At 74.3% G+C, this 25,135-nt stretch carries 24 protein-coding genes; 12 read left to right on the forward strand and 12 right to left on the reverse strand.

Annotation, left to right across the window (positions count from 1 at the left end; translation table 11 throughout):
* Nucleotides 1-73: 73 nt before the first annotated feature.
* The 3 genes from ACGF13_RS11845 to ACGF13_RS11855 all read right to left on the reverse strand — a co-directional run bounded on the left by ACGF13_RS11845 (nucleotide 74) and on the right by ACGF13_RS11855 (nucleotide 2,934).
* Nucleotides 74-1,012, reverse strand: a complete 939-nt coding sequence (locus ACGF13_RS11845) for an urea transporter (protein WP_392872294.1) — start codon at nucleotides 1,010-1,012, stop codon at nucleotides 74-76.
* 242 nt (nucleotides 1,013-1,254) lie between these two features.
* Nucleotides 1,255-2,064 carry an alpha/beta hydrolase gene (locus ACGF13_RS11850; protein WP_392872296.1) on the reverse strand — a complete coding sequence of 270 codons (810 nt, stop codon included), beginning with the start codon at nucleotides 2,062-2,064 and terminating at the stop codon, nucleotides 1,255-1,257.
* A gap of 111 nt (nucleotides 2,065-2,175) precedes the next feature.
* A complete protein-coding gene (locus tag ACGF13_RS11855) occupies nucleotides 2,176-2,934 on the reverse strand; it encodes an alpha/beta fold hydrolase (RefSeq protein ID WP_392872299.1) in 759 nt (252 codons plus the stop codon).
* 122 nt (nucleotides 2,935-3,056) lie between these two features.
* Between ACGF13_RS11855 and ACGF13_RS11860 the strand changes: the two genes are divergently transcribed.
* Complete coding sequence (locus ACGF13_RS11860; RefSeq protein WP_392872302.1) at nucleotides 3,057-3,590, forward strand: SigE family RNA polymerase sigma factor; 534 nt, start codon at nucleotides 3,057-3,059, stop codon at nucleotides 3,588-3,590.
* The gene (locus ACGF13_RS11865; RefSeq protein ID WP_392872304.1) at nucleotides 3,587-4,513 is read left to right on the forward strand and encodes a hypothetical protein; all 927 of its coding nucleotides are present in this window, start codon (nucleotides 3,587-3,589) and stop codon (nucleotides 4,511-4,513) included. Before ACGF13_RS11860 ends, ACGF13_RS11865 begins: the two co-directional genes overlap by 4 nt.
* A gap of 20 nt (nucleotides 4,514-4,533) precedes the next feature.
* On the opposite strand, the gene ACGF13_RS11870 is transcribed toward ACGF13_RS11865, so the two are convergent.
* Nucleotides 4,534-5,748 (reverse strand): glycosyltransferase, encoded by a 1,215-nt coding sequence (locus tag ACGF13_RS11870; RefSeq protein WP_392872307.1) that lies wholly within the window; start codon nucleotides 5,746-5,748, stop codon nucleotides 4,534-4,536.
* 173 nt (nucleotides 5,749-5,921) lie between these two features.
* Here ACGF13_RS11870 and ACGF13_RS11875 point away from each other — a divergent pair, with 173 nt between their 5' ends.
* The 4 genes from ACGF13_RS11875 to ACGF13_RS11890 all read left to right on the forward strand — a co-directional run bounded on the left by ACGF13_RS11875 (nucleotide 5,922) and on the right by ACGF13_RS11890 (nucleotide 9,466).
* On the forward strand, nucleotides 5,922-6,725 hold the full coding sequence (locus tag ACGF13_RS11875) for a nucleotidyltransferase domain-containing protein (RefSeq protein WP_392872310.1): 804 nt from the start codon (nucleotides 5,922-5,924) through the stop codon (nucleotides 6,723-6,725).
* Nucleotides 6,726-6,924: 199 nt separating this feature from the next.
* Entirely contained in the window at nucleotides 6,925-7,590 is a 666-nt protein-coding gene (locus ACGF13_RS11880; protein ID WP_392872312.1) for a DedA family protein, read from the forward strand.
* Nucleotides 7,591-7,667: 77 nt separating this feature from the next.
* Nucleotides 7,668-8,831 (forward strand): sensor histidine kinase, encoded by a 1,164-nt coding sequence (locus tag ACGF13_RS11885; protein WP_392872314.1) that lies wholly within the window; start codon nucleotides 7,668-7,670, stop codon nucleotides 8,829-8,831.
* Entirely contained in the window at nucleotides 8,822-9,466 is a 645-nt protein-coding gene (locus tag ACGF13_RS11890; protein WP_392872317.1) for a response regulator, read from the forward strand. The genes ACGF13_RS11885 and ACGF13_RS11890 overlap by 10 nt, the downstream gene beginning before the upstream one ends.
* On the opposite strand, the gene ACGF13_RS11895 is transcribed toward ACGF13_RS11890, so the two are convergent.
* From ACGF13_RS11895 to ACGF13_RS11905, 3 genes are all read right to left on the reverse strand, one after another.
* A complete protein-coding gene (locus tag ACGF13_RS11895; RefSeq protein ID WP_392872320.1) occupies nucleotides 9,451-9,708 on the reverse strand; it encodes a hypothetical protein in 258 nt (85 codons plus the stop codon). The genes ACGF13_RS11890 and ACGF13_RS11895 overlap by 16 nt on opposite strands.
* 91 nt (nucleotides 9,709-9,799) lie before the next feature.
* Nucleotides 9,800-11,752, reverse strand: coding sequence for an ABC transporter ATP-binding protein (locus ACGF13_RS11900; protein ID WP_392872323.1), 1,953 nt, complete (start codon nucleotides 11,750-11,752; stop codon nucleotides 9,800-9,802).
* Between the two features lie 500 nt (nucleotides 11,753-12,252).
* On the reverse strand, nucleotides 12,253-12,795 hold the full coding sequence (locus ACGF13_RS11905) for a YbaK/EbsC family protein (RefSeq protein WP_392872326.1): 543 nt from the start codon (nucleotides 12,793-12,795) through the stop codon (nucleotides 12,253-12,255).
* Nucleotides 12,796-13,328: 533 nt separating this feature from the next.
* Here ACGF13_RS11905 and ACGF13_RS11910 point away from each other — a divergent pair.
* The 5 genes from ACGF13_RS11910 to ACGF13_RS11930 are packed head-to-tail and all read left to right on the forward strand — an operon-like array spanning nucleotide 13,329 to nucleotide 19,024.
* Nucleotides 13,329-16,226 (forward strand): nitrate- and nitrite sensing domain-containing protein, encoded by a 2,898-nt coding sequence (locus ACGF13_RS11910; RefSeq protein WP_392872328.1) that lies wholly within the window; start codon nucleotides 13,329-13,331, stop codon nucleotides 16,224-16,226.
* Nucleotides 16,223-16,678, forward strand: coding sequence for a roadblock/LC7 domain-containing protein (locus ACGF13_RS11915; RefSeq protein ID WP_392872331.1), 456 nt, complete (start codon nucleotides 16,223-16,225; stop codon nucleotides 16,676-16,678). Before ACGF13_RS11910 ends, ACGF13_RS11915 begins: the two co-directional genes overlap by 4 nt.
* Before the next feature lie 5 nt (nucleotides 16,679-16,683).
* The gene (locus tag ACGF13_RS11920) at nucleotides 16,684-17,232 is read left to right on the forward strand and encodes a DUF742 domain-containing protein (protein ID WP_392872334.1); all 549 of its coding nucleotides are present in this window, start codon (nucleotides 16,684-16,686) and stop codon (nucleotides 17,230-17,232) included.
* A gap of 2 nt (nucleotides 17,233-17,234) precedes the next feature.
* Complete coding sequence (locus ACGF13_RS11925; RefSeq protein ID WP_392872336.1) at nucleotides 17,235-17,834, forward strand: ATP/GTP-binding protein; 600 nt, start codon at nucleotides 17,235-17,237, stop codon at nucleotides 17,832-17,834.
* Nucleotides 17,835-17,890: 56 nt separating this feature from the next.
* A complete protein-coding gene (locus ACGF13_RS11930; RefSeq protein ID WP_392872339.1) occupies nucleotides 17,891-19,024 on the forward strand; it encodes an FAD-dependent monooxygenase in 1,134 nt (377 codons plus the stop codon).
* Between the two features lie 55 nt (nucleotides 19,025-19,079).
* Here the strand turns inward: ACGF13_RS11930 and ACGF13_RS11935 are convergent, their stop codons facing one another.
* On the reverse strand, nucleotides 19,080-20,288 hold the full coding sequence (locus ACGF13_RS11935) for a transferase (RefSeq protein ID WP_392872342.1): 1,209 nt from the start codon (nucleotides 20,286-20,288) through the stop codon (nucleotides 19,080-19,082).
* 255 nt (nucleotides 20,289-20,543) lie between these two features.
* Between ACGF13_RS11935 and ACGF13_RS11940 the strand changes: the two genes are divergently transcribed.
* Nucleotides 20,544-21,671, forward strand: a complete 1,128-nt coding sequence (locus ACGF13_RS11940) for an aminotransferase class I/II-fold pyridoxal phosphate-dependent enzyme (protein WP_392872344.1) — start codon at nucleotides 20,544-20,546, stop codon at nucleotides 21,669-21,671.
* Here the strand turns inward: ACGF13_RS11940 and ACGF13_RS11945 are convergent.
* From ACGF13_RS11945 to ACGF13_RS11960, 4 genes are all read right to left on the reverse strand, one after another.
* Nucleotides 21,565-22,419 carry a serine hydrolase gene (locus ACGF13_RS11945; RefSeq protein WP_392872347.1) on the reverse strand — a complete coding sequence of 285 codons (855 nt, stop codon included), beginning with the start codon at nucleotides 22,417-22,419 and terminating at the stop codon, nucleotides 21,565-21,567. The two genes, ACGF13_RS11940 and ACGF13_RS11945, sit on opposite strands and share 107 nt — an antisense overlap.
* Nucleotides 22,420-22,515: 96 nt before the next feature.
* Nucleotides 22,516-23,157: a DUF1707 domain-containing protein gene (locus ACGF13_RS11950; protein ID WP_392872349.1), complete on the reverse strand. Its 642-nt coding sequence runs from the start codon at nucleotides 23,155-23,157 to the stop codon at nucleotides 22,516-22,518.
* A gap of 98 nt (nucleotides 23,158-23,255) precedes the next feature.
* Nucleotides 23,256-24,599 carry a cytochrome P450 gene (locus tag ACGF13_RS11955; protein WP_392872352.1) on the reverse strand — a complete coding sequence of 448 codons (1,344 nt, stop codon included), beginning with the start codon at nucleotides 24,597-24,599 and terminating at the stop codon, nucleotides 23,256-23,258.
* 102 nt (nucleotides 24,600-24,701) lie between these two features.
* Nucleotides 24,702-24,983 carry a hypothetical protein gene (locus ACGF13_RS11960; protein ID WP_392872355.1) on the reverse strand — a complete coding sequence of 94 codons (282 nt, stop codon included), beginning with the start codon at nucleotides 24,981-24,983 and terminating at the stop codon, nucleotides 24,702-24,704.
* Nucleotides 24,984-25,135 lie beyond the last annotated feature (152 nt).

Genomic DNA, 25,135 nt, shown 5'->3' on the forward strand with positions numbered 1-25,135 from the left:
CACTGCCTGCATTGCCTTCATTGCTGGAAGTCGGACGAAGTACGGGAACTCCGGGGGGAACCGAATGCGGAATTCAGGTCCGGCGCAGGCGCGGGACGGCCGGCACCGCCGCCAGGAACAGCATCGTGGTCAGCACGAACGGCCAGGTGAAGGCGTGGCCGCCGAAGGGCGCGGAGGCCGCGCCGAGCGCCGGGGTCAGCACGGTCGCGCCGACCGCGCCGACCAGGGCATAGGCCGCGCTCCAGCCGTCGGGCACCAGGAACACCCCACACAGCGCGAGGGCGACCAGCACACCGCTGTACCCGAGCAGCCCCCGGCCGACCGCCTCGCCGGGGGCGCCGAACACCCAGGCCGTGAGCAGCCCGGTGGCGCTTCCCGCGCAGGCCATCAGGCCCGCGAGGCGGCTCGCCGCGAACAGCCCGGCCAGGAACAGCAGGCCGACGTACCACTGCGGCATGAAGAAGATCTGACCGATGTTCGCGAAGAACCCGTGCCAGAGCTGCTCCCAGCTCAGCCCGGTCGGCCCGCCGGCCGGGACGGGCGGGGCGGCGGGTGCGCCGGCGCCGTGCCACAGTCGGCGGAAGCCGGGGGCGGCCGCCGTGACGGCCGTCGCGACCAGGCAGAACGGCGCGGTCAGCGCGGGCAGCCGCCAGGTGGCGAGCAGCGCCCCGAGCCCCGCCGTGACCACCACGGCGACGGCGGCCCCGAGGGCCGCCACCGCGACCGTCGCCGGGTGCCCGGCGCCCAGGAAGACGGCGCAACCCAGCGCCACCAGACACCCGTTGTACCCGTGCAGCCCGGCCCCGACGGCCTCCCGGTCGAGCCCCAGCCCGTACGCGACGGCGGTGGAGACGGCGCTACCGAGCAGCCCGTAGAAGCCGAACTGCCAGCCGGCGGCGAGCAGCGCGGCCACGAAGAGAAGTCCGCACACGACGGACGGCATGAAATCGACCTGCGCCACGCCGCGCAGGACCTCCGCGAGCACTCTGCCGGATATCGGACGAGCCGTCACCGGGGTGCTCTCCCCACCCTTTTGCCAATCCATGCTGCGCACCATTTCCGGTACGGCCGGCCTGCCTGGAAGTCGGACCCGGCGATTCCTCCGGAACCGTACTCCTACGGATTGTGAAGTCCAGGGGGAGCGGAGTGTTATGTCAAATCCACGAAGGGTGACCATCGGGCCGCTGAACTGCAACAATATGTTGAAGTCGATGCCCGTCGGGTTCGTTGCAGGGAGAAATCCTTTGCGAAGTTTTACTGACGGTTGGCATCCCGGTCGGCCTCCGCGGCACCGAGCTGCCGGGCCAGGAACCGCTCGGACGACTCCAGTTGGAGCTCCGGCAGGTCCAGGTGGCCCCCGGGGTTGGCGTGCAGCGTCTTCTCCGGGGACCCCAGCGCGCCGAACAGTGCGAGCGCCCCCTCGCGCGGGACCAGCCGGTCGTCCCACTGGAGCAGGAACTCCACCGGCACGCCGACCCGACCCGCCGCCTCCGTCTGCGACGCGTGCCCCGTCAGCCCGAACACCGCGGCGGCGATGCGCGGCTCGGCCGCCACCAGCTGGATGCCGATCACGCTCCCCAGCGACAACCCCCAGTACCCCACCGGCCCGAGGCCCTCCGCCTGCCCGTCCAGCTCACCCAGCCCGCCCGGGCCGCCCGGCGCCGCCAGGGCGGCCAGCGCGTCCAGCACCGCCACCCACTCCGGGACCGCCCGCTCCGCGAGCTCCGCCGTGTGCCGCGCCACCCACGCGCTGACCGGCCGGCCCGCCGCGATCAACTCCCCGATCTCGGTGGCGAACCGCTCGTCCTGCGCGCTGCGCGCCCGCTCCCCGTGCCCCGGCGCGTCCAGCGCCACCGCCGCGAACCCGTGCCGCCGTACACACCGGCGCGCCCGGTCCACCAGCCCCGGCCCCAGCTTGTGCTGGCCGCCGCCGTGCCCCAGCAGCACCAGCGGCCGCCCACCGAGGGGCGGCCCGTCCGGCTGCCACAGCACACCGGGCACGCCGTCGAGGGTGAACCGGCGCTCCGTCACGCCGTCCGCGCTGGATTCCGAGGTGAAGTGCACCCGGCCATCATGGCTCCCGACACACGTTCGAGTCCCGGCTTTTCACCGCTGCCACCGGAACCGCTGCCACCGGAGCCTCCGCAGCCGGAGCCTCCGCCGCTGACGGAGCGGCTACGCGCCCGGGGCGGGCTCGCCGAGGAAGGCCAGGAGGAGGGCGGTGATCTCGGCGGGGCACTCCAGGCTGGGGAGGTGGCCGGCCCAGGGGAGTTCCCGGTGGCGAGCGTCGGGGAGGAGGGCGGGGAGGGCGGCGGCGATGTCGCGGAAGTCCTGGAAGTCGTGGGCGCCGGCCACGGCCAGGGTGGGGGCGGTGATCCGGCCGAGGTCGACGTCCTCGCGGTCGGGGCCGATCGTCGCCTCCAGCTGGACGTCGAAGGCGTGGCGCTGCATCAGCCGGACCTGCGCCCGGGTCTGCTCGTCGGCCTCCGGGCCGAGCCAGGCGTCGACGTTCAGCTCGACGGCCGCGTCGAGGTCCCCGGCCTCGATCAGTTCGTCCTCACGGCCGCCGAAGGCCCGCAGGGTGTCGCTGGGCTGGTGTCCGGGCATGCCCGAGCCGAGCAGGGCCAGCCTGGTGACCGCCTCGGGGCGCAGCGCGGCCGCCGTCAGGGCGATCCGGCCGCCGTGGGAGGCGCCGACCAGGGTGGCGGTCTCGATGTCCAGGTGGTCGAGCAGGGCCAGGACGTCCCCGGTGTCGCTGTAGGGGCTCTCCGCGAGCGGTGAGTCGCCGAAGCCGCGGAAGTCGCAGCGGACCACCCGGTACCCGGCGTCGATCAGCGGCTGCCACTGCGCATCCCACATCCGCCGGTCGCACACCGATGAGTGCAGCAGCACCACGGCGGGCCCACTGCCTGCTACGTCATGAGAAATGATCATCCGGCGGATGCTAGTGCCCTCGCCCCCGGTTCCCAAGCGATTTGAAGTCGCCGCGGCCGCCGGTAAGCGCTTGCGGCGGTCCCCGGGCTCTGGACGGGTGAAGGAGGTGCTCGGAGGTGCTCATGGGAGATGTGAAGAGCGAGCGGGACGACGGGTTCCAGGCGTTCATCGTCGCGGCCTGGCCCCGCCTGGTGCGGACGGCGTACCTGCTGGCCGGCGAGCAGTACGCGGCCGAGGACCTGGTGCAGTCCGCCGCCGAGAAGGCCTGCGCGGCCTGGTCGAGGGTGCGCCGGGCCGACGATCCGTACGCCTACGTGCGGCGGATCCTGGTCAACCAGCACGCCCGCCGCTGGCGCCGCCGGGCGCCGGAGCTGCTGGTGGACGCGGTGCCGGACGCGGCGGGGACCGAGGACGGCTTCGCCCGCTCCGACCAGCGCGGGGCCCTGCTGGCCGCGCTGGCCACCCTGCCGCCGCGTCAGCGCGAGGCGGTGGTGCTGCGGCACTGGGAGGACCTGAGCGACAGCCAGACGGCGGCGGCGATGGGCTGCTCGGTGGGCGCGGTGCGCAGCCACGCCGCGAAGGGCATCGCGCGGCTGCGGCAGGTCACGGCACTGGTGGAACTCAAGGACACGACGCACATCGGAGGAACGGCATGAGGCGCGGAACGGACCAGGAGCCGGGCGGGACGGGCGTGGACGACGGCAGGGACGTGTGGGTCGGCCTCGGCCTGGCCGAGGCGGCAGCCGGCGCGCGGATCGGTCCGGCACCGGTGGCGGACATCGTGGCGGGCGGCCGCCGGCTGCGGCACCGCCGCCGTACGGTGGTCGGCGCGGTGGCGCTGGCCGCGGTGGTGGCGCTGACCGGTGGGGCGCTGGCACAGCTGCGCCCGGGCCCGGCGCCCGCCCACGGGGTCGGCCCGGCGGGCGTCGGCGCCGTGCTCGGACCGGCGACCGCCGCGCCCTCGACGACCGCCGCGGTGCGTGACCCGCTCACCCCGGTCCGGGTGCTGCTGGGCCAGGGCGTGACCCCGGACGGCAAGCAGTGGCAGCTGTGGGAGGCGCTGTGGCCGGAGGCCCCACGGGAGCGGGCGTTCGAGCAGGCGACGGCGGTGTGGAAGGAGCGCAGCCGCTACGACTCGGCGGCGGCCGAACCGACGGAGGAGTACGTCCGACGGTACTGGCAGCCCGACTTCGATGTCGTCGACGTCTACTTCACCGTGGACGGGGTGCGGCAGAGCCATGACTCCGAGGGCGTCCAGCCGGCCCCGGGCAAGGTCGACCCGCGCAGCCGGACCACCTTCGGCGGCGGTCTGGTCGGCCACCGGGGCAAGGGGGACACCGTGGCCCCGCTCGACGTGGTGCTGCTCTCGCTCGGCCCGGACGTCGGCCGGGTGGTGGTGACCTGGACCGACGGCACCTCCACCGAGCCGCCGCTCGTCACCGTGGCCGACTCCCCCGTCCGCGCGGTGGTGGTGGCCCGCCCGGGGGCGAAGCGGGCGAGCTCCTGGCAGTTCTTCGACAGGGACGGCAACGTGCTTCCGAACGCCGACGCCAAGTACCTGACCGAGCCCGGCTCCTGAGGACGCCCGCCCGACGCCCCTCAGCCGAGCAGCAGCTTCGCGGCCGCCGCCGCGCCGTCCGTACGGATGCCGGCGGCGAGGGCGGCGGCGCGCTCGCGGGTGGCGGGGGCGAGGCCGTGGCGCAGGGCGGCGGCGAGGGACTCGGTGGTCGGGGTCGGGCCGTCGTGGGCGGCGCCGATGCCCAGCGCCGCCACCCGCGAGGCCCAGTACGGCTGGTCCACCATCTGCGGGACCAGCACCTGGGGCACCCCCGCCCGGGCGGCCGTGGTGGTGGTGCCGGCGCCGCCGTGGTGGACGACGGCGGCGACCTTCGGGAACAGCGCCTGCTGGTTGACCTCGCCAACCGCGAAGCAGTCCCCGGCCCCGTCCACCTCGGCGAGCCGGGCCCAGCCGCGGCCGAGCAGCACCCGCCGGCCCTGGGCGCGGACGGCCTCGACGGCCGCCCGGGCGGCGCCCGCCGGGTCGCGCAGCGGCATGCTGCCGAAGCCGACGTACACCGGCGCCTCACCGGCCGCCAGGAAGGCCGACAGGTCGGCGGGCAGCGGTCGTTCGTCCGGCAGGATCCACGCGCCGGTCTGCACCGCCTCGGGCCACCCCGCCCCGGCCGGGCTCGGCCAGGGGTCGAGCAGCGGGTCGGTGGCCAGCCACGGCCGGCCGGTGAGGACGTGGTCCCGAACGTTGTCGACCGTGGGCAGCCCGACCGCCGCCCGGTGGGTGTTGACCGCCTCCCCGAACAGCGCGTTCATCGTCCCGATGTTGAGCTCCCACAGCTCCCGGCGGTCGCTCACCTCCGGCGGGTACGGCGCCATCGGGTACTCGAAGGGCCGGTGGTGCGGGGAGGGCAGCACGGTCGGCTGGAGGGCGACGTACGCGAAGCGGGCGCCCAGCCGCTCGGCCGCCGCCTGCGCGCCGGCCACCGCCGGGAACAGGCCGGTGGCCACCACCGCGCCGCCCGGCTCGGCCGCCCCGAGCACCGCCGCGTGGAACTGCTCGACCAGTCGGGCGGCACGCTCGGAGAAGCCCGAGGGCGCCGGCGGCGGCCCGCTGACCAGCGCGCGGATCGACTGCCCGGCCGGCACCACGTCCACCCCGGCCTCGGCCAGCCGCGCCGAGAACTCCTCGTCCGGCGGGGCGCACACCCGCACCGAGGCGCCCAGCTCCTTCAGCCGCAGCGCCAGCGCGGCCATCGGCTCGACGTCCCCACGCGACCCGTACGTCGACAACACCACTCGCACGTCGAACTCCCCGTTCTTTCCCCGGCTTCGTGTCCTTGAGCCGGTGATTCTGGGCCATCGCCGGGGCCTTGTGGCAAGGCCCCCCGTGCGCTATACGTTGAGAGTGGCGAGGAGTGGGGACGGCCTCCTCGGGAACGGAGCTCCACGAGAGCGAGACCTGCCAGAATCGCCCCATGCGCGCGATCATCGAGTCCATGGCCGGTCAACTCACCCGTGTGCCAGGCGTGGTGGGAGTGATGCTCGGCGGGAGCCGGGCCCGCGGCGAGGAGCGGCCGGAGTCGGACTGGGACCTCGGGGTGTACTACCGGGGCGGCCTCGACCTCGACGCGCTGCGTGAACTCGCCGGGCCGGGGGCCGAGGTGGCCGGCCCGGGCGGCTGGGGACCGTGGGTGAACGGCGGGGCGTGGCTGCGGGTCGACGCGGTCGCCGTGGACTGGATCCTGCGGGACCTCGACCGGGTCGGACGGGTGTGGGCGGACTGCCGCGAGGGCCGCTACGAGGTGGGGACGCAGGCCGGCCATCCGCTCGGCTTCTGGTCCCCCTGCTACCCGGGCGAGGTCGCCCTCGGGCAGCCACTGGCCGACCCCACCGGGGAGTTGACGCGGCTCAAGCGGCAGACCGCCGACTACCCGGAGCCGCTGCGCGAGGCCCTCACGGCGGCCACCTGGGAGGCCGGCTTCCTGCTGGACACCGCCGCGAAGAGCGCCGTCCGCGCCGACGCCCTGCACGTCTCGCTCTGTCTGTCCCGCGCCGTCGGCATCCTGGTCCAGGCCCTGTACGCCCACCACCGCCGCTGGTGCCTCAACGAAAAGGGGGCCCTGGCAGTGGCGGAGCAACTACCCGACACGCCAAGGCACTTCGGCAAGGTCGCACGCGGCCTGCTCGCCGCGCCCGGCGGGTCGGCGGCGGAACTGACGGCCACCGTCACCCGGGCCCGGGAGCTGACCCGGGAGACGGTGGCCGCGCTGGGCCGCTGAACGGGGCACCGTCCCCACCCGACGGCCCGGGCCCTGGCCGGTGAGTTCCCCGCGCTGCGGGAAACCTCAGGGCGGGGAACTGCGGTTTTCCGCAGGAGGTTCGCCGGAAACCCGCATACCGCCGCTGACCTGCGATTTCTAGCGTGGAGGGCAGAGCCGAGCGCACCGGCGCCGGCACCCCTGCCCCCTGGAGAACCGCATGCAGCACACCGTCCTCGCCATCGCCCAGCAGCCCGCCGACGGGTTCGCCGGCTGGGCGGCCGACCTGGTGGACACCATGGGCGGCCCCGGCGCCGGCCTGGCGATCGCGCTGGAGAACCTGTTCCCGCCGCTGCCCAGCGAGGTGATCCTGCCGCTGACGGGCTTCGCCGCCGGGCAGGGCGTGATCAGCCTCGCGTCCGCGCTGACCTGGACCACCCTCGGGTCGGTCGTCGGGGCCGTCGTCCTGTACTGGCTGGGCGCGTTGTTCGGCCGGGAGCGGATGCACGCGATCTGGTCCCGGCTGCCGCTGGTCAAGGCCTCCGACCTGGAGCGCACCGAGGCCTGGTTCGCCCGGCACGGGACGAAGGCTGTGCTGCTGGGCCGGATGGTGCCGATCTTCCGCAGCCTGATCTCCGTCCCGGCCGGGGTCGAGCGGATGCCGCTGCCCGCGTTCGTCATGCTGACCACGATCGGCAGCCTGGTGTGGAACAGCGTGCTGGTGATGGCCGGGTTCCTGCTCGGGGACCGCTGGGACGTGGTGGAGACGTACGTGGGCCTGCTCTCCAAGGCGGTCCTGGTGGTGGTCGTGGTGGCCGTGGCCGGGTACGTCGTGATGCGCTGGCGCGGGCGCAACAGCGCCGCCCAACACCGCCGCGCCCGGTGAGCGGGCCGACCGGCCGGAACGGCCCGAGCCACCCGGCCGATCCCGCCGGCCCCGGCGCCCCCGTAAGCTCGGACCCCGTGCAGGGGGATGGAACAGACACCACGTCATGGCCGCGCCGCGCCACCGGCTTCCTGCTCGGCTGCCCGAGCGCCGTCCTCGCCGCGCTGTACCTGCTGCTGGCCGGTGCCGTCCTCGGCCCGTTCCTGCTCTGGCCGCGCACCCGCCCGTACGCGGCGCCGGGCCTGCTGTCGGGGGTGCGCCGACTGGCCGCCCTGGAGCGGGCCCGGCGCAGCGCGTTCTTCGGCGACCGCTTCCCGCGCCACTACCGGGCGGACGAGGGCAGGCTGCTGCGCTACCTGGTGGTGCGCAGCGGCGGCGGGCTGGTCGCCGGGGTGGTGCTGGGGCTGCTGGTCTTCGGGCTGGCCCTGGCCGTGCTGCTGGTCGGCGGGGTGCTGCGCGGCTCGCTCGGCTGGGAGGAGTTGGCGACCCAGGTGCTGCTCGGCGGGGTGCTGCTCTTCCTGGCTGTGCAGGGCCTGTTCTCGCTGGCCGCGCTGGACGCCAGGAGCGCGCGGGAGTGCTTCGGGCCGTCCGAGGCCGAGCTGCTGCGCCGCCGGATCGCCGAACTCGCCGACAGCCGGGCCGCGGTGGTGCGAGCGGTGGACACCGAGCGGCGGCGGATCGAGCGGGACCTGCACGACGGCGTGCAGCAGCGGGTGGTGGCGCTGGCGATGCTGCTCGGCCGGGCGCGGCGCGGCCTGGACCGCCACCGGGACCCGGAGCGGACGGAGGCGCTGCTGCGCCAGGCGCACCGGGAGGCGCAGGAGTTGCTGACCGAGCTGCGCGAGGTGGCCTGGCGGGCGTACCCGTCGGCGCTGGACACCCTGGGGCTGGAGGAGGCACTGGGCGGGGTGGCCGAGCGCTGCGCCATCCCGCTGCGGCTGCGCTACGAGGTGGCCGGTCCGCTCCCCGAACCCGTGCGGACCGCCGCCTACTTCGTGGTGTCCGAGTGCGTCACCAACGCGGCCAAGCACTCGGCCGCCTCGGCGATCTCGGCCCGGGTCGAGGGGACCGCCACCCTGCTCACCGTACGGGTCGAGGACGACGGCCGCGGTGGCGCGGACCCGACGGGCAGCGGCCTGACCGGCCTGCGCGGGCGGGTCGCCGCGCTGGACGGTACCCTCCACGTCCACAGCCCCGCCGGGGGGCCGACCGTCATCACCGCGGAGCTGCCATGCGCGTGACCCTCGCCGAGGACTCGACCCTGCTGCGGGAGGGCCTGGTCCGACTGCTCGCCGAGGAGGGGCACGAGGTGCTGGCCGCGGTCGGCGACGCGACGGCGCTGACCGTGGCGGTGGCGGAGCAGCCGCCGGACATCGTGGTGGTGGACATCCGGATGCCGCCGACCCACACCGACGAAGGGCTGCGGGCGGCGGTGGAGATCCGCGAGCGGTGGCCGCAGGTCGGGGTCCTGGTGCTCTCCCAGCACATCGAACGCGGTTACGCGGCGCGGCTGTTGGACGCCGGCGCGGAGCGGGTCGGCTACCTGTTGAAGGACCGGGTGGCCGAGGTGGACGAGTTCCTGGACGCCCTGGTGCGGGTCGCGGCGGGCGGCGCGGTGATCGACCCGGAGGTGGTCCGCCAACTGGTGGTACGCACCACCCGCACCGACCCGCTGGCCCGGCTCACCCCGCGCGAGCGCAGCGTCCTGGAGGCGCTCGCCCAGGGCTGGACCAACGCCGCCATCGCGCAGCGGCTGCACGTCTCGCAGAGTGCGGTGGAGAAGAACCTCAACGCCGTCTTCGACAAGCTGGACCTGCCCCGCACCACCGACTACAACCGCCGCATCCTGGCCGTCCTGCACTACCTGGGCGCGTAGTCCCCCGGCGCGGCGGCTCCGTCCGGACCGAGGTCAGGGCCACCGGGGTCACCGACAGCACCCGCGACACCGACGGCACCGACGACACGGACCCAGACGGGGAACGGCCGGACGGCCGGCTCCTGCCGGTCCTCGACCTCGGCGTTCAGCCACCAGGTGTTGGTCTCCCACTCCACCGGGTGGTCGTCCGGCTCCAGTGCCAGCGGCTCCTCGGCCAGCTCGGCGATCCACGTCAACAGCATGGCGGCAGTATCTCCGGCCGGGACGGCGGCCCGGCACCAGGGGCTCGGCGCTCGGGCGCGAAGGCGCACAGCCCGGAGCCCACGGCCCGGGTCAGAGCCCGGGCCCGGGCCCGGGCCCGGGCCCGGGCTCAGGCTCAGGGCTCCTGCGGCCACGGCTCCGGGTTGAGCCATTCGGGTGAGCGACCGGCCGGCCGGCCGGACCGCCGCCGGGGGCGCCGCCCGGCCCGGCGTCCCAGCGGGTGGCCTCCCGTGCACCGAGGGTGAGCACGCGGTTCGCCAGCGGCAGCAGGGCCCGGTCGTGGGTGATCAGGAGGGTGGTGCGCCCGGCCATCAGACGGCTCAGCGCGGGGACGAGCTGCTCGATGGTGTGCGGGTCCAGGCCGCTGGTGGGTTCGTCCAGGATCACCACGGGCGTGTCGCGCAGGAAGGCCCGGGCGATGGCGACGCGCCGACTCTGCCCACCGGAGAGCTGGAAGCCGTCGGCGCCGATCACCGTGCGGTAGCCCTCCGGGAGCGCTGTGACGAACCCGTGGGCCCCGGCGATGCGGGCGGCGCGTTCGATGTCGGCGGGCGGGGCGTCCGGACGGCCGTACACGATGTTGTCGGCGATGCTCGCGTGGAACAGCGGGGCCTCCTGCGGCAGCAGCGTGACCGCTTGGCGCAGTGAGGCGAGGGTGAGGTCGCGCAGGTCCTGCCCGTCGAGGCGGACGGCGCCGGCCTGCGGGTCGAGGAAGCGGACCAGGAGCTTGGCGAGGGTCGACTTGCCACTGCCACTGGGCCCGACGACGGCCAGGGTCTCCCCGGGGAGCAGGTCGAGGTCCAGGTCGGCGAGGACCGGCGGTCCGGGGACGCCGGTGGCGCCGGGGTAGGCGGCGCGGACGCCCTCGAGGGTGATCCGGCCCTGGACCGGGCCGGTGTCCCGGGCCGTGGGGCGCTCCTGCACCGGGCTGCGGAGGTCGTGCAGCTCCAGGACGCGTTCGCCCGAGGCGCAGGCCGCGCCGGCCAGTGGAATGAGGGCGGCGAGCTGCTGGACGGGCTCGAACAGCTGGGCCATGAAGGCGGCGAAGGCGAGCAGACCGCCCAGGCTGAGGTTCCCGCGGATGACCTGCAGCGCGCCGACGCCCACCACGGCCAGCCCGGCCAGCAGCTGCAGCACCCCGAGGAAGGGCTGGTAGAGGCCGGAGACCCGGGCGGCGGCGAGTTCTGCGTCGAGCAGGGCCCGGCCCTCCCGGTGGACCCGTTCGACCTCGCGGCTCTCCTGGCCACAGGTCCGGGTCACGGTGGCGTTGCGCAGGGATTCCTCCAGTAGCGCGGTGACCCCGCCCGCGCGGCGCTGGACCCGCCGCTCCCGACGCCGGATGACGCGCCCGAACAGCGTGCTGGACAGGACGAACAGCGGGGCGGCCAGCAGCGCGGCCACGGTGAGCGGCCAGCTCAGGTAGAAGGCGGCGCCGGTGAACAGCAGCAGGCTGACGAAGGCGACGGCGCCATCGACCAGCCCGGTGGCCACCATCCGCTCGATCTCGGCGATGTCGAAGGTGAGCCGCGCCACCACGTCGCCGCGCCAGCGGGTCTCCAGGGTGTCGGGGGGCAGGGTGTGCAGGTGGGCGAGGGTGTCGGTGCGCAGCCGCAGCATGTAGCGCTCGGCGATCCAGGTGCTGGCGTAGCTGCCGGCGAAGGTGAGCACCCCGGCGGCGATGGACGCCGCGAGCATGAGGGCGGCGAGCGGCCAGAATTCGGCGAAGTTCCGTGGGACGAGGACGTTGTCGATGAGGTCCTTGAACAACCAGACCGAGACGATCTCGCCGAAGGCGCCGAGGACGAGCAGGGCCGCGCTCACCGGAAGCCAGCGCGCGTCGGGACGCACCCACGGCCAGAACCGGCGGACCAGCACCCGCAGCGGGATGACCGGCGATTCCGCCACCGGTCCGTGGTCGTCGGCCTTGAAGGCCTTCGATGTCTTGGAGGCCTTGGAGATCTTGGAGATCTTGGAGACCTTGGAGGCCACCCGGTCACCCGGGGGCGTCACATCGCGCATGGACATGACCCGTTGCTCTCGGAGACGTCGTTCCGGGATCCGGAAACGACGTTCCGGGGCGTGGACCCGTCGTTCCGGGCTGGGGACCCGTCATCCTCCGCGCGGAGGCGGCGTCGCCCCAGGTTGAGGGGCCGGCGGTCGCACCGCCGACCCCTGTGATGGTGCTAGTCGGGACTATCGGGTGCAGTCCTGGCCGAAGTCACCGTCACCACCAGTCGAAACCGAAACGACGGCGGTAACCACGACGGTCAAAACGACGACCACGGTCAAAGTCACGGCCTCGGCCGAAACCACGGCCGTAACCGCCGCCGAAACCGCCGCCGTAACCGCCGTCCCTGTCTCCTCGACGACCGAAGTAACTCATCACGGCTTCTCTCTCTCGTCGCGTCGGCGCTCCTTACGCACCCGCGACCCGCACCGACGGCGGGGTTGCGAGAACTGGAGGCCGTTGCCGGTGGTCGGACCGTTCCGGTGGCCTCTCGGCGACGCCCGGTCGGTTCGTCCCACTACTCCAGTATCCGCCCACTGAGCGTATGCGCAGCTTCTGAGTCGATCGGACCGGACGATTGTTCGGCCACCACCGGGGCCGGCGCCCCGCCCGTCACGTTCAGCAACTGCCGAAAGGTCATCGGCACGACGGTGTGCGGGTGTCCCGCGGCTGCCCAGAGCACCTCGTGGCCTTCGAGCGCCGTGTCGACCACGGTGCGCAGCCGTGCCGGGTGGCCGGTCGGCGCGACTCCGCCGATGGCCTGGCCGGTGGCCTCGCGGACCTGGGCGGCGGTGGCGCGCTCGATCGGGCCGGTGCCCAACTGGCGGGCCAGGTAAACGGTGTCCACCCGGTGGGCACCGCTGGTCATCACCAGCAATGGCGCGCCATCACAGATGAACACCAGACTGTTCGCGATGGCGCCGACGTCGCAGCCGAGCGCGGCGGCGGCCTCGGCGGCGGTGCGGGCGGAGTCGGGCAGGACACGGATCTCGCCGGGGACGCCGGCCGCCGCCAGGGCCTCGGCGACGGCCTGACTGCGTGCGGGGAGGATGGAGGTCATCGGCCCATCATGCCGTCCGCACCGGGCGGCGTCCGACGGCGCCGTCCGGCACCGCTCGCACACCCGTGGGGGGCATCGAGGAGGACCTCGCCGCGCGTTCGACGCCGCGCCGACGGGCCCGGCCGAACTCTTCCCGGCGAGGCGTCACACAGTTTTCACACCCCGGCCATCCACCGGCCGCGCGTCTCATTGACACTGCATCAAGCGAGTCGGGAGCCGCCTGCTCCGCATACATACCGTCAACGGTTGAATGACATTGTGCCCACCGCGTGCGCAAGCCCGACCCAGGCGGCGAACGGGCTTTCACTCTAATCACACGGTATGACTAATATCGCTTCGTCAAAAACCCGTGCCCCGGACGGCCCGCCCCTCACCGGCCGGCCGCCAGCCCCAAGGAGTCAGCTCTGCGCGCGCGTGCGAATCGGCGGCCCCCGACGCCGAAGGGCCCCCGCAGGCGTCCACGCCTGTCCCTGCGGACGGCGCTGCTCGTCCTGGCCGTCATCCCCAGCATCGCCCTGGTCGCCCTCTGGGCCGTGACCAGCGGTGAGACCATCGCCGACTTCCAGCGACTGGCCGACCAGGCCACCATCGCGCAGAAGGCCGGCCAGCCGTCCAACATCGTGTACTACAACCTCCAGGAGGAGCGGCGGCTCAGCGCCGAGGCACTCGCCCGTCCCGGCTCCAACGCCGACCAGCTTCGCCACCAGCGCCGGCTGACCGACGACGCCGTGCGGCAGTTCCAGACCCTCTCCGGGGCCACCGCCGACAACGCCCCCGAAGAGATCCGCACCGCCGTCGTCGAGGCCCGCCAGGCCATGGGCAAGCTGGCCGAGCAGCGTGCCGCCGTCGACCGCGCCACCACCGACCAGCAGAGCGTCTACGCCTACTACACCGACCTGATCAGCGTCGACCTGCGGCTGTTCACCGCGCTCAGCCGGGTCGACACCGGCGAGGTCACCTGGCTGTCCAAGACCCTGGTCAACTCCTTCTGGGCCAAGGAGATGCTCTCCCGCGAGGACGCCATCCTGGCCCGCGGCTGGCCCACCGGGCGGCTGTCCGCCACCGACTACCAGCAGGTCCAGCAGCTGATCGGCTCCCAGGACCACCTGCTCAACGTCCAGGTCCTGCCGTACATCCCGGACACCGAGGCGCCGGCCTGGCACGAGCTGGTCAACAGCCCGTCCTGGCAGGCCAAGGCCGCCGTCGAACAGGCGCTGCTCAAGCCCACCGCCGCCGACGCCGCCGGCACCGTCAAGCTCCCGGCGACCCAGGACCAGTGGCGCCAGGCCCTCGACGGGCTCAACCCGCCGCTGGTCAAGGCCATCGAGGACCGTACCAACGGCGTCATCGAGGTCGCCAAGGGCGCCATCATCGGCATGCTCACCCGGGTCGTGCTGACCACCGTCATCGGCCTGATCACGGTCGTCGCGGTCGTCATCGCCTCCTGGCGGCTCAGCCGCTCGCTGCGCCGCCGCATCAAGGACCTGCACACCCAGGCCGAGGAGATGCGCAGCACCCTGCCCGAGGTGGTCGACCGCCTCGGCCGCGGCGAGCAGGTGGACGTCGAGGCCGAGAGCCGCGCCGTCACCGACGGCCCGCACGGCAGCGGCACCGACGAGCTGGCCCGGCTCGGCCAGGCGCTCAACCTGGCCCGCTCCGCCGCCCTGGAGGCCGCCGTCGGCCAGGCCGAGCAGCACCGCGGCTTCGAGCGGCTGCTCCAGCGCATCGCCCGCCGCACCCAGCTGCTGATCGGCCGCCAGCTGCGCAAGCTGGACGAGCTGGAGCGCAAGCACGACGACCCGGAGGTCCTGGAGGGCCTCTTCGACCTCGACCACCTCACCGCCCGCCTGCGCCGCTACGAGGAGAACCTCGTCATCATGGCCGGCGGCCAGCCGCAGCGGCGCTGGCGCAAGCCCGTCCCGCTGCTGGACGTGCTGCGCGCCGCGCAGGGCGAGGTCCAGGACTACCGCCGGATCTCGATCGACATCGAGGGCCACCCGTGGCTCTCCGAACGGGCCGTCGGCCCGGTGGCACACGTGCTCGCCGAGCTGATGGAGAACGCCACCACCTTCTCCAAGCCGCCCACGCCGGTCGAGGTGCGCGCCGCCGTGGTCGGCCGCGGGCTGGCGATCGAGATCGAGGACCGGGGCCTCGGCATGGACCCGGAGCAGTACGACGCGGCCAACGAGCTGATGAGCCGCCCGCCGCGCACCGACGTGCTGGCCCGGGCCGACGACATCCGCCTCGGCTTCCACGTGGTCGCCCGGCTGGCCTCCCTGCACGGGCTGAGGGTCGAGTTCCGCCCGTCCGCGTTCGGCGGTACCCGGGCGGTCGTCCTCATCCCGGACGAGCTGGTCATCGAGGGCGACACCGGGCTGCCGGACGGCGCCGGCGGCACCGCCACCGAGCCGATCCCGCTGGTGCGCCGCTCGCGCCGGGCCGTGCGCTCGGCCTCCGACGAGACGCCGGCCCCGGTGCCGACCGGTCCGCCGGTCGCGCCGGTGGACTCCTTCGCGCAGGGCGACTTCGCCCCGCAGGCCGCTCCGGTGCCACTGCCTCAGCCGGAGCCGGCCCCGATGCCCCTGCCGGTGCGGGTGCCGCTGCGGCTGCCCTCGGCGGACGCCGGGGTGGGCGAGGGGTCGGAGACCACGCTCCAGGACGTTCCGGTGCCGCCGGCGCCGTTCCCGGCGGAGCAGCCCTACCAGGCGGCGCAGCCGTTCCCCACGGAGCAGCAGCCCTACCAGGCGCAGCAGCCCCACCCGGCGTACCCGGCCGGGCAGTCCTTCGGCCCGGAGCAGTCGTACGCGCCCGAACCGTCGTACGGCGCTGAACCTTCCCACGCCCCGCAGCCGTCCTACGGGGTGGAGCAGCCCGTCCCGGCCGCTCAGCCGTCCTTCCAGCCGGAGCAGCCGATCGAGCACAGCTCCCCGGCCGACCCGGCGCCCGTCCAGGACGCCCCGGCCTACCCCGACATCGCCTACGCACAGGTCACCGAGGCCGAGGCCCCGTACGCCGACGAGCAGTACCGCCCGGCCGACCACTACCGGCTGGCCGAGCGGCGGCAGCATCGCGAGTACCAGACCTCGGTGCCGTTCAGCCCGGCCGAGGGCGGCCAGCCCCCGCTGCCGCAGCGCGTCCGGCAGGCCAGCCTGGCGGCCGAGCTGCGGGTGCCCCCGCCGGACGAGCCGCAGTGGGTCGAGCGGTCCGCCGAGGACGCCACGCCCGCGGGCCCGTTCCAGCGCACCGACTGCCCGGTGCGGCGCTCGGGTGCGGCGATCGGCGCCTTCCAGCGCCAGTCCCGCGCCGCCCGGGCCCAGGACAGCGGCGAGCACCCGCTGCCCGCCGCCCCGCCGGCCCCCTCCCCCACCCCGTCCCCTTGGGCCCCTGCGGCCGCGGACTCCCGAACCACACGAACGGATGAGCAGTCATGAACCGCACGATCGCCACCCACCAGGACCTGGACTGGCTGCTGGACGGACTCGTCGACTCGGTGCCCGGGACCAGGAACGCCGTCCTGCTCTCCGACGACGGTCTCGTGGTCAGCCACTCCCGCACCATCGAGCGGGCCGACGCCGAGCGCCTGGCCGCCGTCGCCACCGGCCAGCAGAGCCTGGCCCGCGGGGTCGGGGCGCTGTTCGACGGCGGCCCGGTGCACCAGGTGATCGTCGAGCTCGCCGAGTGCTGGCTGTTCGTCATCGCCGCGGCCCAGGGCACCCACCTGGCCGTGGTCGCCTCCCAGGAGGTGGACGCCGAGGTGATGTCCGTCGCGATGCACACCCTGGTGCAGCAGGTCGGCCAGAAGCTCACCACCCCGGTCCGCCACGACGGTGCCCCCGCCGCCCCCGCCTCCTTCGACGCCTTCGCCGCCCGGACCCGGGGCTGACCCGGGTGGAACCGTACGGGAACGACGCCTGGGGGGACGGCCGCGACGGCGGCCGGCAGGCCGGCCCGCAGTCCGGCCCCACCTCCGACCCGCGGTCCGACCGGGAGGCCCGGGACGACCGCTGGCGGCGCGGCGCGGTGCCGCACTGGAGCGAGCTGGAGGAGGAAGCGGAGGACGAGTCGGGCAGCATGGTGCGCCCGTACACGATCACCCGCGGCCGGACCGCACCCGAGCGGGACGACCTCACCCTCATCACCGTGCTCACCACGGTCGAGGAGAAGGCCGAAGCGGCCCTGGCGCGGGGCAACCGCGCCGGCGCTCGCGGCCTGCAGCCCGAGCACCGGCTGATCCTCGACCTCTGCCGGCACCCGATCGCCGTCGCCGAGGTGTCGGCGGACCTGGACCTCCCGGTCTCGGTCACCAAGATCCTGCTGGGCGACCTGGTCGCCCAGGGCCTGCTGAAGGCCCGGGCGCCGCTCTCGGTGGCCCGGGCCGCCGGGGGCGTGGACCTCGGCCTGCTCACGGCCGTACGCGAAGGACTCCGGAGACTCTGAACATGGCAACACCGCACTCCGCCGTCGGCTCCCCCGCCGCCCCGGTCGCCCCGGCGGCCGTCAAGATCCTGATCGCGGGCGGCTTCGGCGTGGGCAAGACCACCCTGGTCGGCTCGGTCAGCGAGGTCACCCCGCTGCGCACCGAGGAGTACCTGACCCGGGCCAGCGTCGGCATCGACGACCTGGCCGGCATCGACCAGAAGACCACCACCACCGTCGCGCTCGACTTCGGCCGGATCACGATCAGCCCCGAGCTGGTCGTCTACCTGTTCGGCACGCCCGGCCAGGAACGCTTCTGGTTCATGTGGAACGACCTGGTCAACGGCGCCCTCGGCGGGATCGTCATCGCCGACACCCGCCGGTTGGAGACCAGCTTCGCCTCCATCGACTTCTTCGAGAGCCGGGGCATCCCGTTCGTGGTCGCGATCAACTGCTTCCACAACACCAACACCCGTACCCCCGACGAGATCCGGGCCGCGCTCGACCTCGACCCGCAGGTGCCGATGCTGCTCGGGGACGTGCGCGAACGCGCCTTCGGGCGGGACCTGCTGCTCGCCCTGGTCGACCACCTGATGGACCTCGCCGCCACGCCCGCCGGCTGAGCCGTCCCCTCTCCCCCGGCCGGACCTCCCGTGAACTTCCCTACGGAGCAACCCTCATGACCAGACCCCTGCGCGTCCTCGTCCACGGCGGCGGCATCGGCGGCCTCACCCTCGCCACCGCCCTCGCCCAGCGCGGCCACCAGGTCGACGTCGCCGAGCTGCGCGAGCAGTTGGAGGCCCTCGGCGTCGGCATCATCCAGCCGTCCAACGCCCTGCACGTGATGCGCGAGATCGGCGTCCTGGAGGACTGCCTGGCCGTCGGCTTCGAGTGGGAGATGCTGACCATCTGCGACCCGGCCGGCGCCACCCTCGCGAAGATCCCGCAGCCCCGGATGGGCGACGCCCCCTCCAACAACGGCATACCGCGCCCCGCGCTGGCCCGCGTCCTCGCCGACGCCGCCGCGAAGGCGGGCGTCACCGTCCGCTTCGGCACCACCATCGACACCCTGGCCGAGGACGCCGACGGCGTCGAGGTCACCCTCACCGACGGGCACGCCGGCCGCTACGACCTGGTCGTCGGCTTCGACGGCATCGGCTCGCCGCTGCGCCGCCGGCTGTACGGCGAGAAGTACCTCCCCGAGTACACCGGCTTCGCCAACTGGCGGGTCACGATGCCGCGTTCGCCCGAGGTTCGGGGCGTGGTGATGTCCTCCGGCAACCTGAGGGCGAAGGCGCTGCTCACCCCGATCAGCGCGGAGCGGATGTACCTGGGCTCGGTCTTCGCCGAGGCCGAGGACTTCCGCCCGGACCCGGAGCGCGCCCACGAGCAGCTGCGCGAGCGGCTGGCCGGCTTCGGCGGCCCGATCGCCGGGGCGCTGGCGCAGGTCACCGACCCGGCCGCCGTGGTCTACTCGCGGATCTCCCAGGTCACCGTCGAGGAGCCCTGGCACGTCGGCCGGATCGTGCTGGCCGGCGACGCCGCCCACGCCTCCACCCCGCACCTCGCCCAGGGCGCCGCGATGGCCGTCGAGGACGCCCTCGTCCTCGCCCTGAGCCTGGACGAGGCCGACTCCGTCCCGGCCGCCCTCGCCGCCTGGGAGGAGCGCCGCCGCCCGCGCGCGATGTGGGTCCAGGCCCTGTCGCGGGCCGTCCTCAAGCAGGAGACGGGCACCCCGACCACGCCGGAGGAGGACGAGCTGCTGAAGGTCGGCATCCCCGGCGCGGCGCACGTCCTGGTGCAGCCGTACTGACGCCTCGGGGCTCCGGGCTCCGGGCCCGGCGGGGCGCTGCGGCGCGCCGCCGGGCTCACCAGCGGCCGGCCAACTGCAGGATCCGGTACCCGAGCCACCCCGGCGGGACCAGCGCGAGGGCCAGCCCCGCGACCACCAGGTCCGCCTTCCTCGTGGCGAGTTGAGCCCGCCAGGCCATCGCCCGCTGCCGCCTCCCGTCGGCCGTCAGGGCGGTGTGGATGGTGTGCGCCAGGTGCACCGTGGGCGTCGGCGGGGAGGAGATGCCCGACCGGGCCATCCACCGCCACGCCGCCGGGCCCCGGCGCTCCTTCACCGGGAACACCCGCGGGGTCCACTGGCCGTCGAAGGTGATGACGGCTCCGATCCAGTGCCCGCCGGCGACCAGCTCCCTGGGCAGCAGCGGGGTGGGCAGGCTCTCGTTCAACTCCCCGGCCAGCTCCGGCAGGCCGCGCGGGGCCAGCAGGATCAGCTTCGCCGGCGGCTGCGTGGCCCTGGCCTCCCCGATCTCCCAGCGCAACCCCTCCCCCGGCCCGAGGCGCAGGACGATCAGCTGGGACAGGTCCATCAGCCGCCGCACGGTGCCCTGCCAGTCGTCGAGCGGCAGGTAGAACCGGGCGGCGCCCAGGAGCGGCAGGGTCTCGCCCGGCCGTCCCACCGCGATCACCGGGCCCACGGCGCCCAGCGCGGCGGCGAACTGCACCTCCCGGGTGCGCAGGCCCGCCGCCGTCCGGGCGTCCTCCCTGGCGGCGGCCTCGTCGTCGAAGCTGCGCAGGTAGAGCACGGGTCTGCGGCCGTCCCGCAGCAGCGCCTGGGCGGCCCCGCGAGCCGCGTACGGGCGGGTGCGGCGCAGGACCACGAGTCCGGCCCCCGCGGCCGCCGCACCGCCGACCAGCAGCAGGAGCGACACCCTCGGCGGGAGTCCCTCGCTCCGCTCCGACGCCGCGACGGCGAGGGCTCCGCCCCCGGACAGCACGCAGCCGGCGGCCTGGGCGATCCGGACGGCGCGCCGCCGGCTCGGCTGCGGCGTGCCGTACCGGTTGACCAGCGCGACGATCTCGGCGACCCCGGACCGGCGGCGGTGGCGCAGCCACAGGGCGGGCCCGAGCAGCGCCAGGGCGACCGCCCCACAGCACCACGCCCCCACCCTGCTCCCGCGCACCTGCTCGCCCATGCCCACGTTGACCAGCAGGTGCAGCGCCGCATAGGCCGCGGTGACCGCGACCGCCGTGATCGACCGGGCGACCACGCGGAGCCGGGACGACACGTCGATCCACCCCCTAGCCTTCGCGCAGCCCTTCGAGCGGTCCTGCGCGCAGCGCCTCGACCAACCCGGTGAGCAGCCGGTTGAGCAGCCCGTTGAGCAGGACCCTTCCATGCGATACCGCAACCGGCGGACCGTCATGCGTGTGCGACCGGTACCGGTTTCCCGGCGCACGCCCCGGGCGGGCGGTCTTGTGCCCGCGCCGGGTCGCGGTACAGGCTGGCGGCCGACCCGGCCAGTCGACGCCCTGGAGGTCCGGTGCCGTCCCTGTTCCGCATGCTCGACCTGCACGAGGCCGTGGAGCGCGAACGGCAGCACCCGGGCGGGCGGCTGTTCGTCTCCGACTACAACGGCGGGCACCCGTTCGTCGCCGACTACCTCGGCCCGCTCGCCCACACCCCGCCGTACCTGCTCGGCGACGTCACCCGCTACTCGGCGATCGACGAGGACCGCGCCCTGCGGGCCAAGATCGCCCGACTGCACAGCGCGTACGACGAGGTGGAGTACGGGCCGGAGCAGGTGATCCCGGCGGGCGGCTCCAGCAGCCTGCTCGGCACCTTCTGCACCTGGCTGCAGCTGAGCGGCGTGCGGCGCGTCCACTACCTGCCGCCCGTCTACTACAAGTTCGCCTACTTCTTCCGGAAGTTCGGCATCGAGCCGGTCCGAGTGAGCGAACTGCACGCCCGACAGGAGGGCTTCGCACCGGAGTTGCCCGAGGAGCGGACGGTGCTCCTGCTCACCGATCCGCTCTGGTACGCCGGGCAGCCGGTCCCGGCCGGGGTGATCGAGCGGATCGGCGAGTGGCAACGGGCCACCGGGTCACTGGTGTTCGTGGACGGCACCTTCCAGTACCTGCGCTGGGACGGCGGCCGCCGCGAGGAGAGCGCCGCCCTGCCGGCCGACCTCACGGTGCGGCTGGTGTGCCCCACCAAGTACCTGTCCATCCACGGCTACCGCTGCGCCCACCTGCTCGTCCCCGAGCGGCTGCGCGAGCCGCTCGCCGACCTCCACGTCAACCTGCACGGGGACGTCACGGTCGCCGACCGCCTGTTCGCCCACCGCGCCGCCGACCTGATGCTCGACGGGGAGGGCAACCGGCGGCTGGTGGAACACATCCGGGCCAACCACCGGCGGCTCCTCCGCAGCGGCGCGCTGCGGGCCCGCGCGCCGGTGGACACCGGGTACTTCCTGTTCGCCCGGGTCGCCGCCCCGGCCGCCCGGCTGCTCGCGCTCGACGAGCGGCACTTCGAACTCACCGGCCACGAGGGGTTCGTACGGATCAACCTGCTGAACGAGGCGGCGTTGGACGGGCTGACGGCTCCGGGCGGACCGGCGGCGCCGGACGAGCTGACGGCTCCGGGCGGACCGGCGGCGCCGGCCGGCTGATCTGGTCCCGGCGGTCCCACACCGCCTTGGAGATCCGGGCGAGCAGCCGGGCCGCCGGGTCGGTGCGGTCGGTGCCGTCGGCGAGCCGGCCGGTGTAGCAGACGGCGATCAGGTAGGGCGGGCAGTCGGCCGGCTGGACCAGGCCGACGCTGAGCCGGACGCCCGGGAACCAGCCGTTCTTGAAGGCGATCCGGGTGTTGGAGGGCAGGCCGGCGGCCAGGTCCACCCGGAACTCGTTGTACTCGAGGAGGGCGAGGAGTTCGGGCTCCCCGGCGAGCGAGCGCAGCAGCCGCACCAGGTCGCGGGCGCTCACCCGGTTGTGCACGCCCTGGGCGCGCGCCGCGTAGTCCTCGATGCCGCGCGGGGTGGAGCTGTGCGTGGCTCCGGCGCGGCGCCACACCTCGGTGACGGCCTGCTGGGTGGTGCGGGCCAGGCAGATGTTGGTGGCCAGGTTGGAGGAGTGGGTGATCATCCGCTCGGCGAGCAGGCGCAACGGCACGTGGGTGCCGAGCAGTTCCCAGGGCAGCGGATCGCTGTCCCAGTCCGGGTCGTTGCCGAACTCGCCGCCCACGACGGACTCGAAGCGGTTCACCACCGGCACCTCGGCGTCGAGGTTCGCCCCGCCGCGGCAGAGCGCCGCGAGCACCGCGACCTTCATCGTGCTGGCGGCGTCGTGAAGTTCGTCCGGGTTGTGGACGAACACCGGCTCCGCTCGTTCCGCCCAGGGGGCCACCACCACAGAGAGCATGGAGGAAGGGTAGGGGAGGTCAGAGCCGGACCTCGACGGTTGCGGCACACGACACGAACCCGACGCTCCCGTGCGGCGCCGCGGACGCGAACGCGTTCACCCGTTCGCGTTCCTCCGCGGCAGCCACCGGCCGGCGGTCCCGCGCGACTGCCGCACGACGACGCGGCCGTGGCGTTTGGTGCCGACCAGCTCCACGCGCAGGGTGGTCGGCACACCGGAGTCCGGCGCCCGGCGGTTCCTGACCCTGCTGAACTCCAGTGCCAGGCCGTCGGAATCGACCACGATGCCCGGCCGGGTGATCAGCGTCAGGGTCTTGCCCTCCATGTCCAGGTCGATCCGCAGGGTGTCCTGGGTGATCACCGCCTGGGTGAAGTCGAGGGTCACGTCGCACCACTCCACGGAGAGCTCCAGTCGGCGCGGCACCACCCAGCGGCCCTCCCGCCGGACCCGGCTCCACCGCTGGTCGATCCGCAGGACGTCCTTGACCTCCGCCACCACCCCGTCGGCGGAGACCGACACGGCCGGCAAGTCGGCGGTGAGCCCGGCCAGTTCGCCGAGCGTCCGGGCCGACAGCGCGACCTCCAGGCGCTCGTCCAACTCGTCCGGGGTCAGCCGGCCGTCACCCGCCGCGACCCGCAGCAGCTCGGCCACCCGGTCCCGGTCGGCGTGCGAGGCCCGCATCGCGGACTGCTGGCCTCGGCCGGCCTGCGTCCCGGCGGGCACGATCTCTCCCGGCATGGTTCCCGTCCCGAACTCGACGATGGTCTTCGCGCGTTGGGCAGCGGCGCGAACGAGAACTCACGATATATCGCGATAGGGCTTCTCGCCAGGCCCGCTCAGCGGGGCGTGCCGCGGGCGGCCCGCGGGCTCACCAGCATGCGGATGTCGTCGGCGGCCCAGAGGACGAACCGCTCGACCGGGACCACCCGGTGGCCCGGTTCGGGCCGGAAGCGGAGCCGCTTGAGCAGCACGGCCAGGAGCACCCGGGCCTCCAGGGTGGCCAGGCCCGCCCCCTCGCAGCCGCGCGGGCCCAGGCCGAACGGGATCCAGGCCAGCCGGGGACGCCCCGCCGACTCCTCGGGGGTGAAGCGTTCGGGCCGGAACCGCTCGGGCTCGGGCCAGTACGCGGGGTTCAGGTGGACGGCCAGGATCGGGAGGAGGACCACCGCCCCGGCGGGGACCAGGTACTCGCCGACGGCCAGCGGCTCGGCGGTCAGCCGGGCACCGTACGGGCCGGGCGGGTAGCGGCGCAGCGACTCGCGCAGCACCATCCCGAGGTACGGCAGCCGGGGCAGGTCGGCGTGGTCGGGCACCGGGCGCTCGCCGAGGACGCGGTCGAGCTCCTCGGTGACGCGCGCGGCCGCCTCCGGGTGGGCGGCGAGCAGGTGCAGGGTCCAGGAGACGGCGACGCCGGTGGTGTGGTGGGCGGCCAGCATCACCGTCAGGACGGTGTCGCGGATCCTCGCGGGGCTCTCGCCGGCCTCGACGAGGGCGGCGATCAGGTCGCCGCGGTCGCCGGGACCGCCCCCTTCGCCGGCGCGGTGCGCCGCGACCACCCGGTCGACCGTCTCGCGCAGGAGGGCGAGCGCCCGCGCGGCGCGCTCGGCGCGCTGCTCCCGGTCCTGCCCGGCGGGCGCCCGGTAGAGGCGCTCCAACTGGTCGGCGAGAACCGCCTCGAAGGCCTCGACCACGCCGTCCGGGTCCTCGACCTCGCCGCCCAGGGCGTAGCCGCAGATCATCCGCAGGGAGGTCCTGGTGAGTTCCCGCTGGAGCTCGACGGGCCGGCCGGCGGGCAAGGCGGCCCAGCGGTCGGCGAGTTCGGCGGCCAGGGCCGTGAAGAGCTCGAAGTGCCGTTCGTGCGAGGGCCGTCCGACCAGGACGGTGAGCAGCAGCCGGCGCCACGGGCCGTGCTCGGCGGCCGGGAGCACCTGGAGGTTGTCCGCCTCGAACAGCGGGTCGAGGAAGGAGAACAGCCGCCGCGGCCGCTCGTCGAGGTGGACGACCGCCTCCAGCAGCACCGGGTCGGCGATCGACACGGCGGTCTCGGCGCCGGGCAGTCGGAACCGTACGACGGGGCCGTACTCGGCGTGCAGCCACAGCTGGTAGGTGTGCAGTCCGCCCGCCCGCGCGATGGCGCCCGCGCCGTCGTCCGCGCTGGGCTCGGGACCGGGGATCTCCATCGGACCTCCTCCTTGCGCCGTGGGGAGCACGACGGAGCGGGAAGTCGGCCGGGCCGACTTCCCACCCCTCGGGCCTGCCCCGGCGTCAGTTGACGAAGTGCGTCAGTTGACGAAGTAGCTGAACCCGACCGTCGCCGCGGACATCCCGGCGGCGATCTCGCGTGTCAGTGCTCCCTGGCAGTTCGCCGCGGAGTACACGTCGACCGTCGAGTCCGTGAGGTTCTGGACGACGACCGGCGACAGGGTCGGGTAACACCCCCGTGCCGGGTTCTGGTGGGCCACCCCGTTCACCACCAGCACCCCCGTGGCCGCCTGGGCGGGCACGGCGAGCGCGAGCACTCCGGCGGCGGCCGGCATCCCGACCGCTGCGATCCGACGACGCATGACTGTTCTCCCTTCCGAGGGCGCGCAACCGGTGACGGCGCCCTTCCGGGCCATGGATTCCCCGGCCGCCCTGTCCATGTCAGAACACCGGCCACAATCCCCCGAAGCGACGACAGCACCCGACCCCGGGAGGGTCACACCTGCCCGGGGTG

The sequence above is a fragment of the Kitasatospora sp. NPDC048286 genome (assembly GCF_043201735.1).
Classification (GTDB): Bacteria; Actinomycetota; Actinomycetes; order Streptomycetales; family Streptomycetaceae; genus Kitasatospora.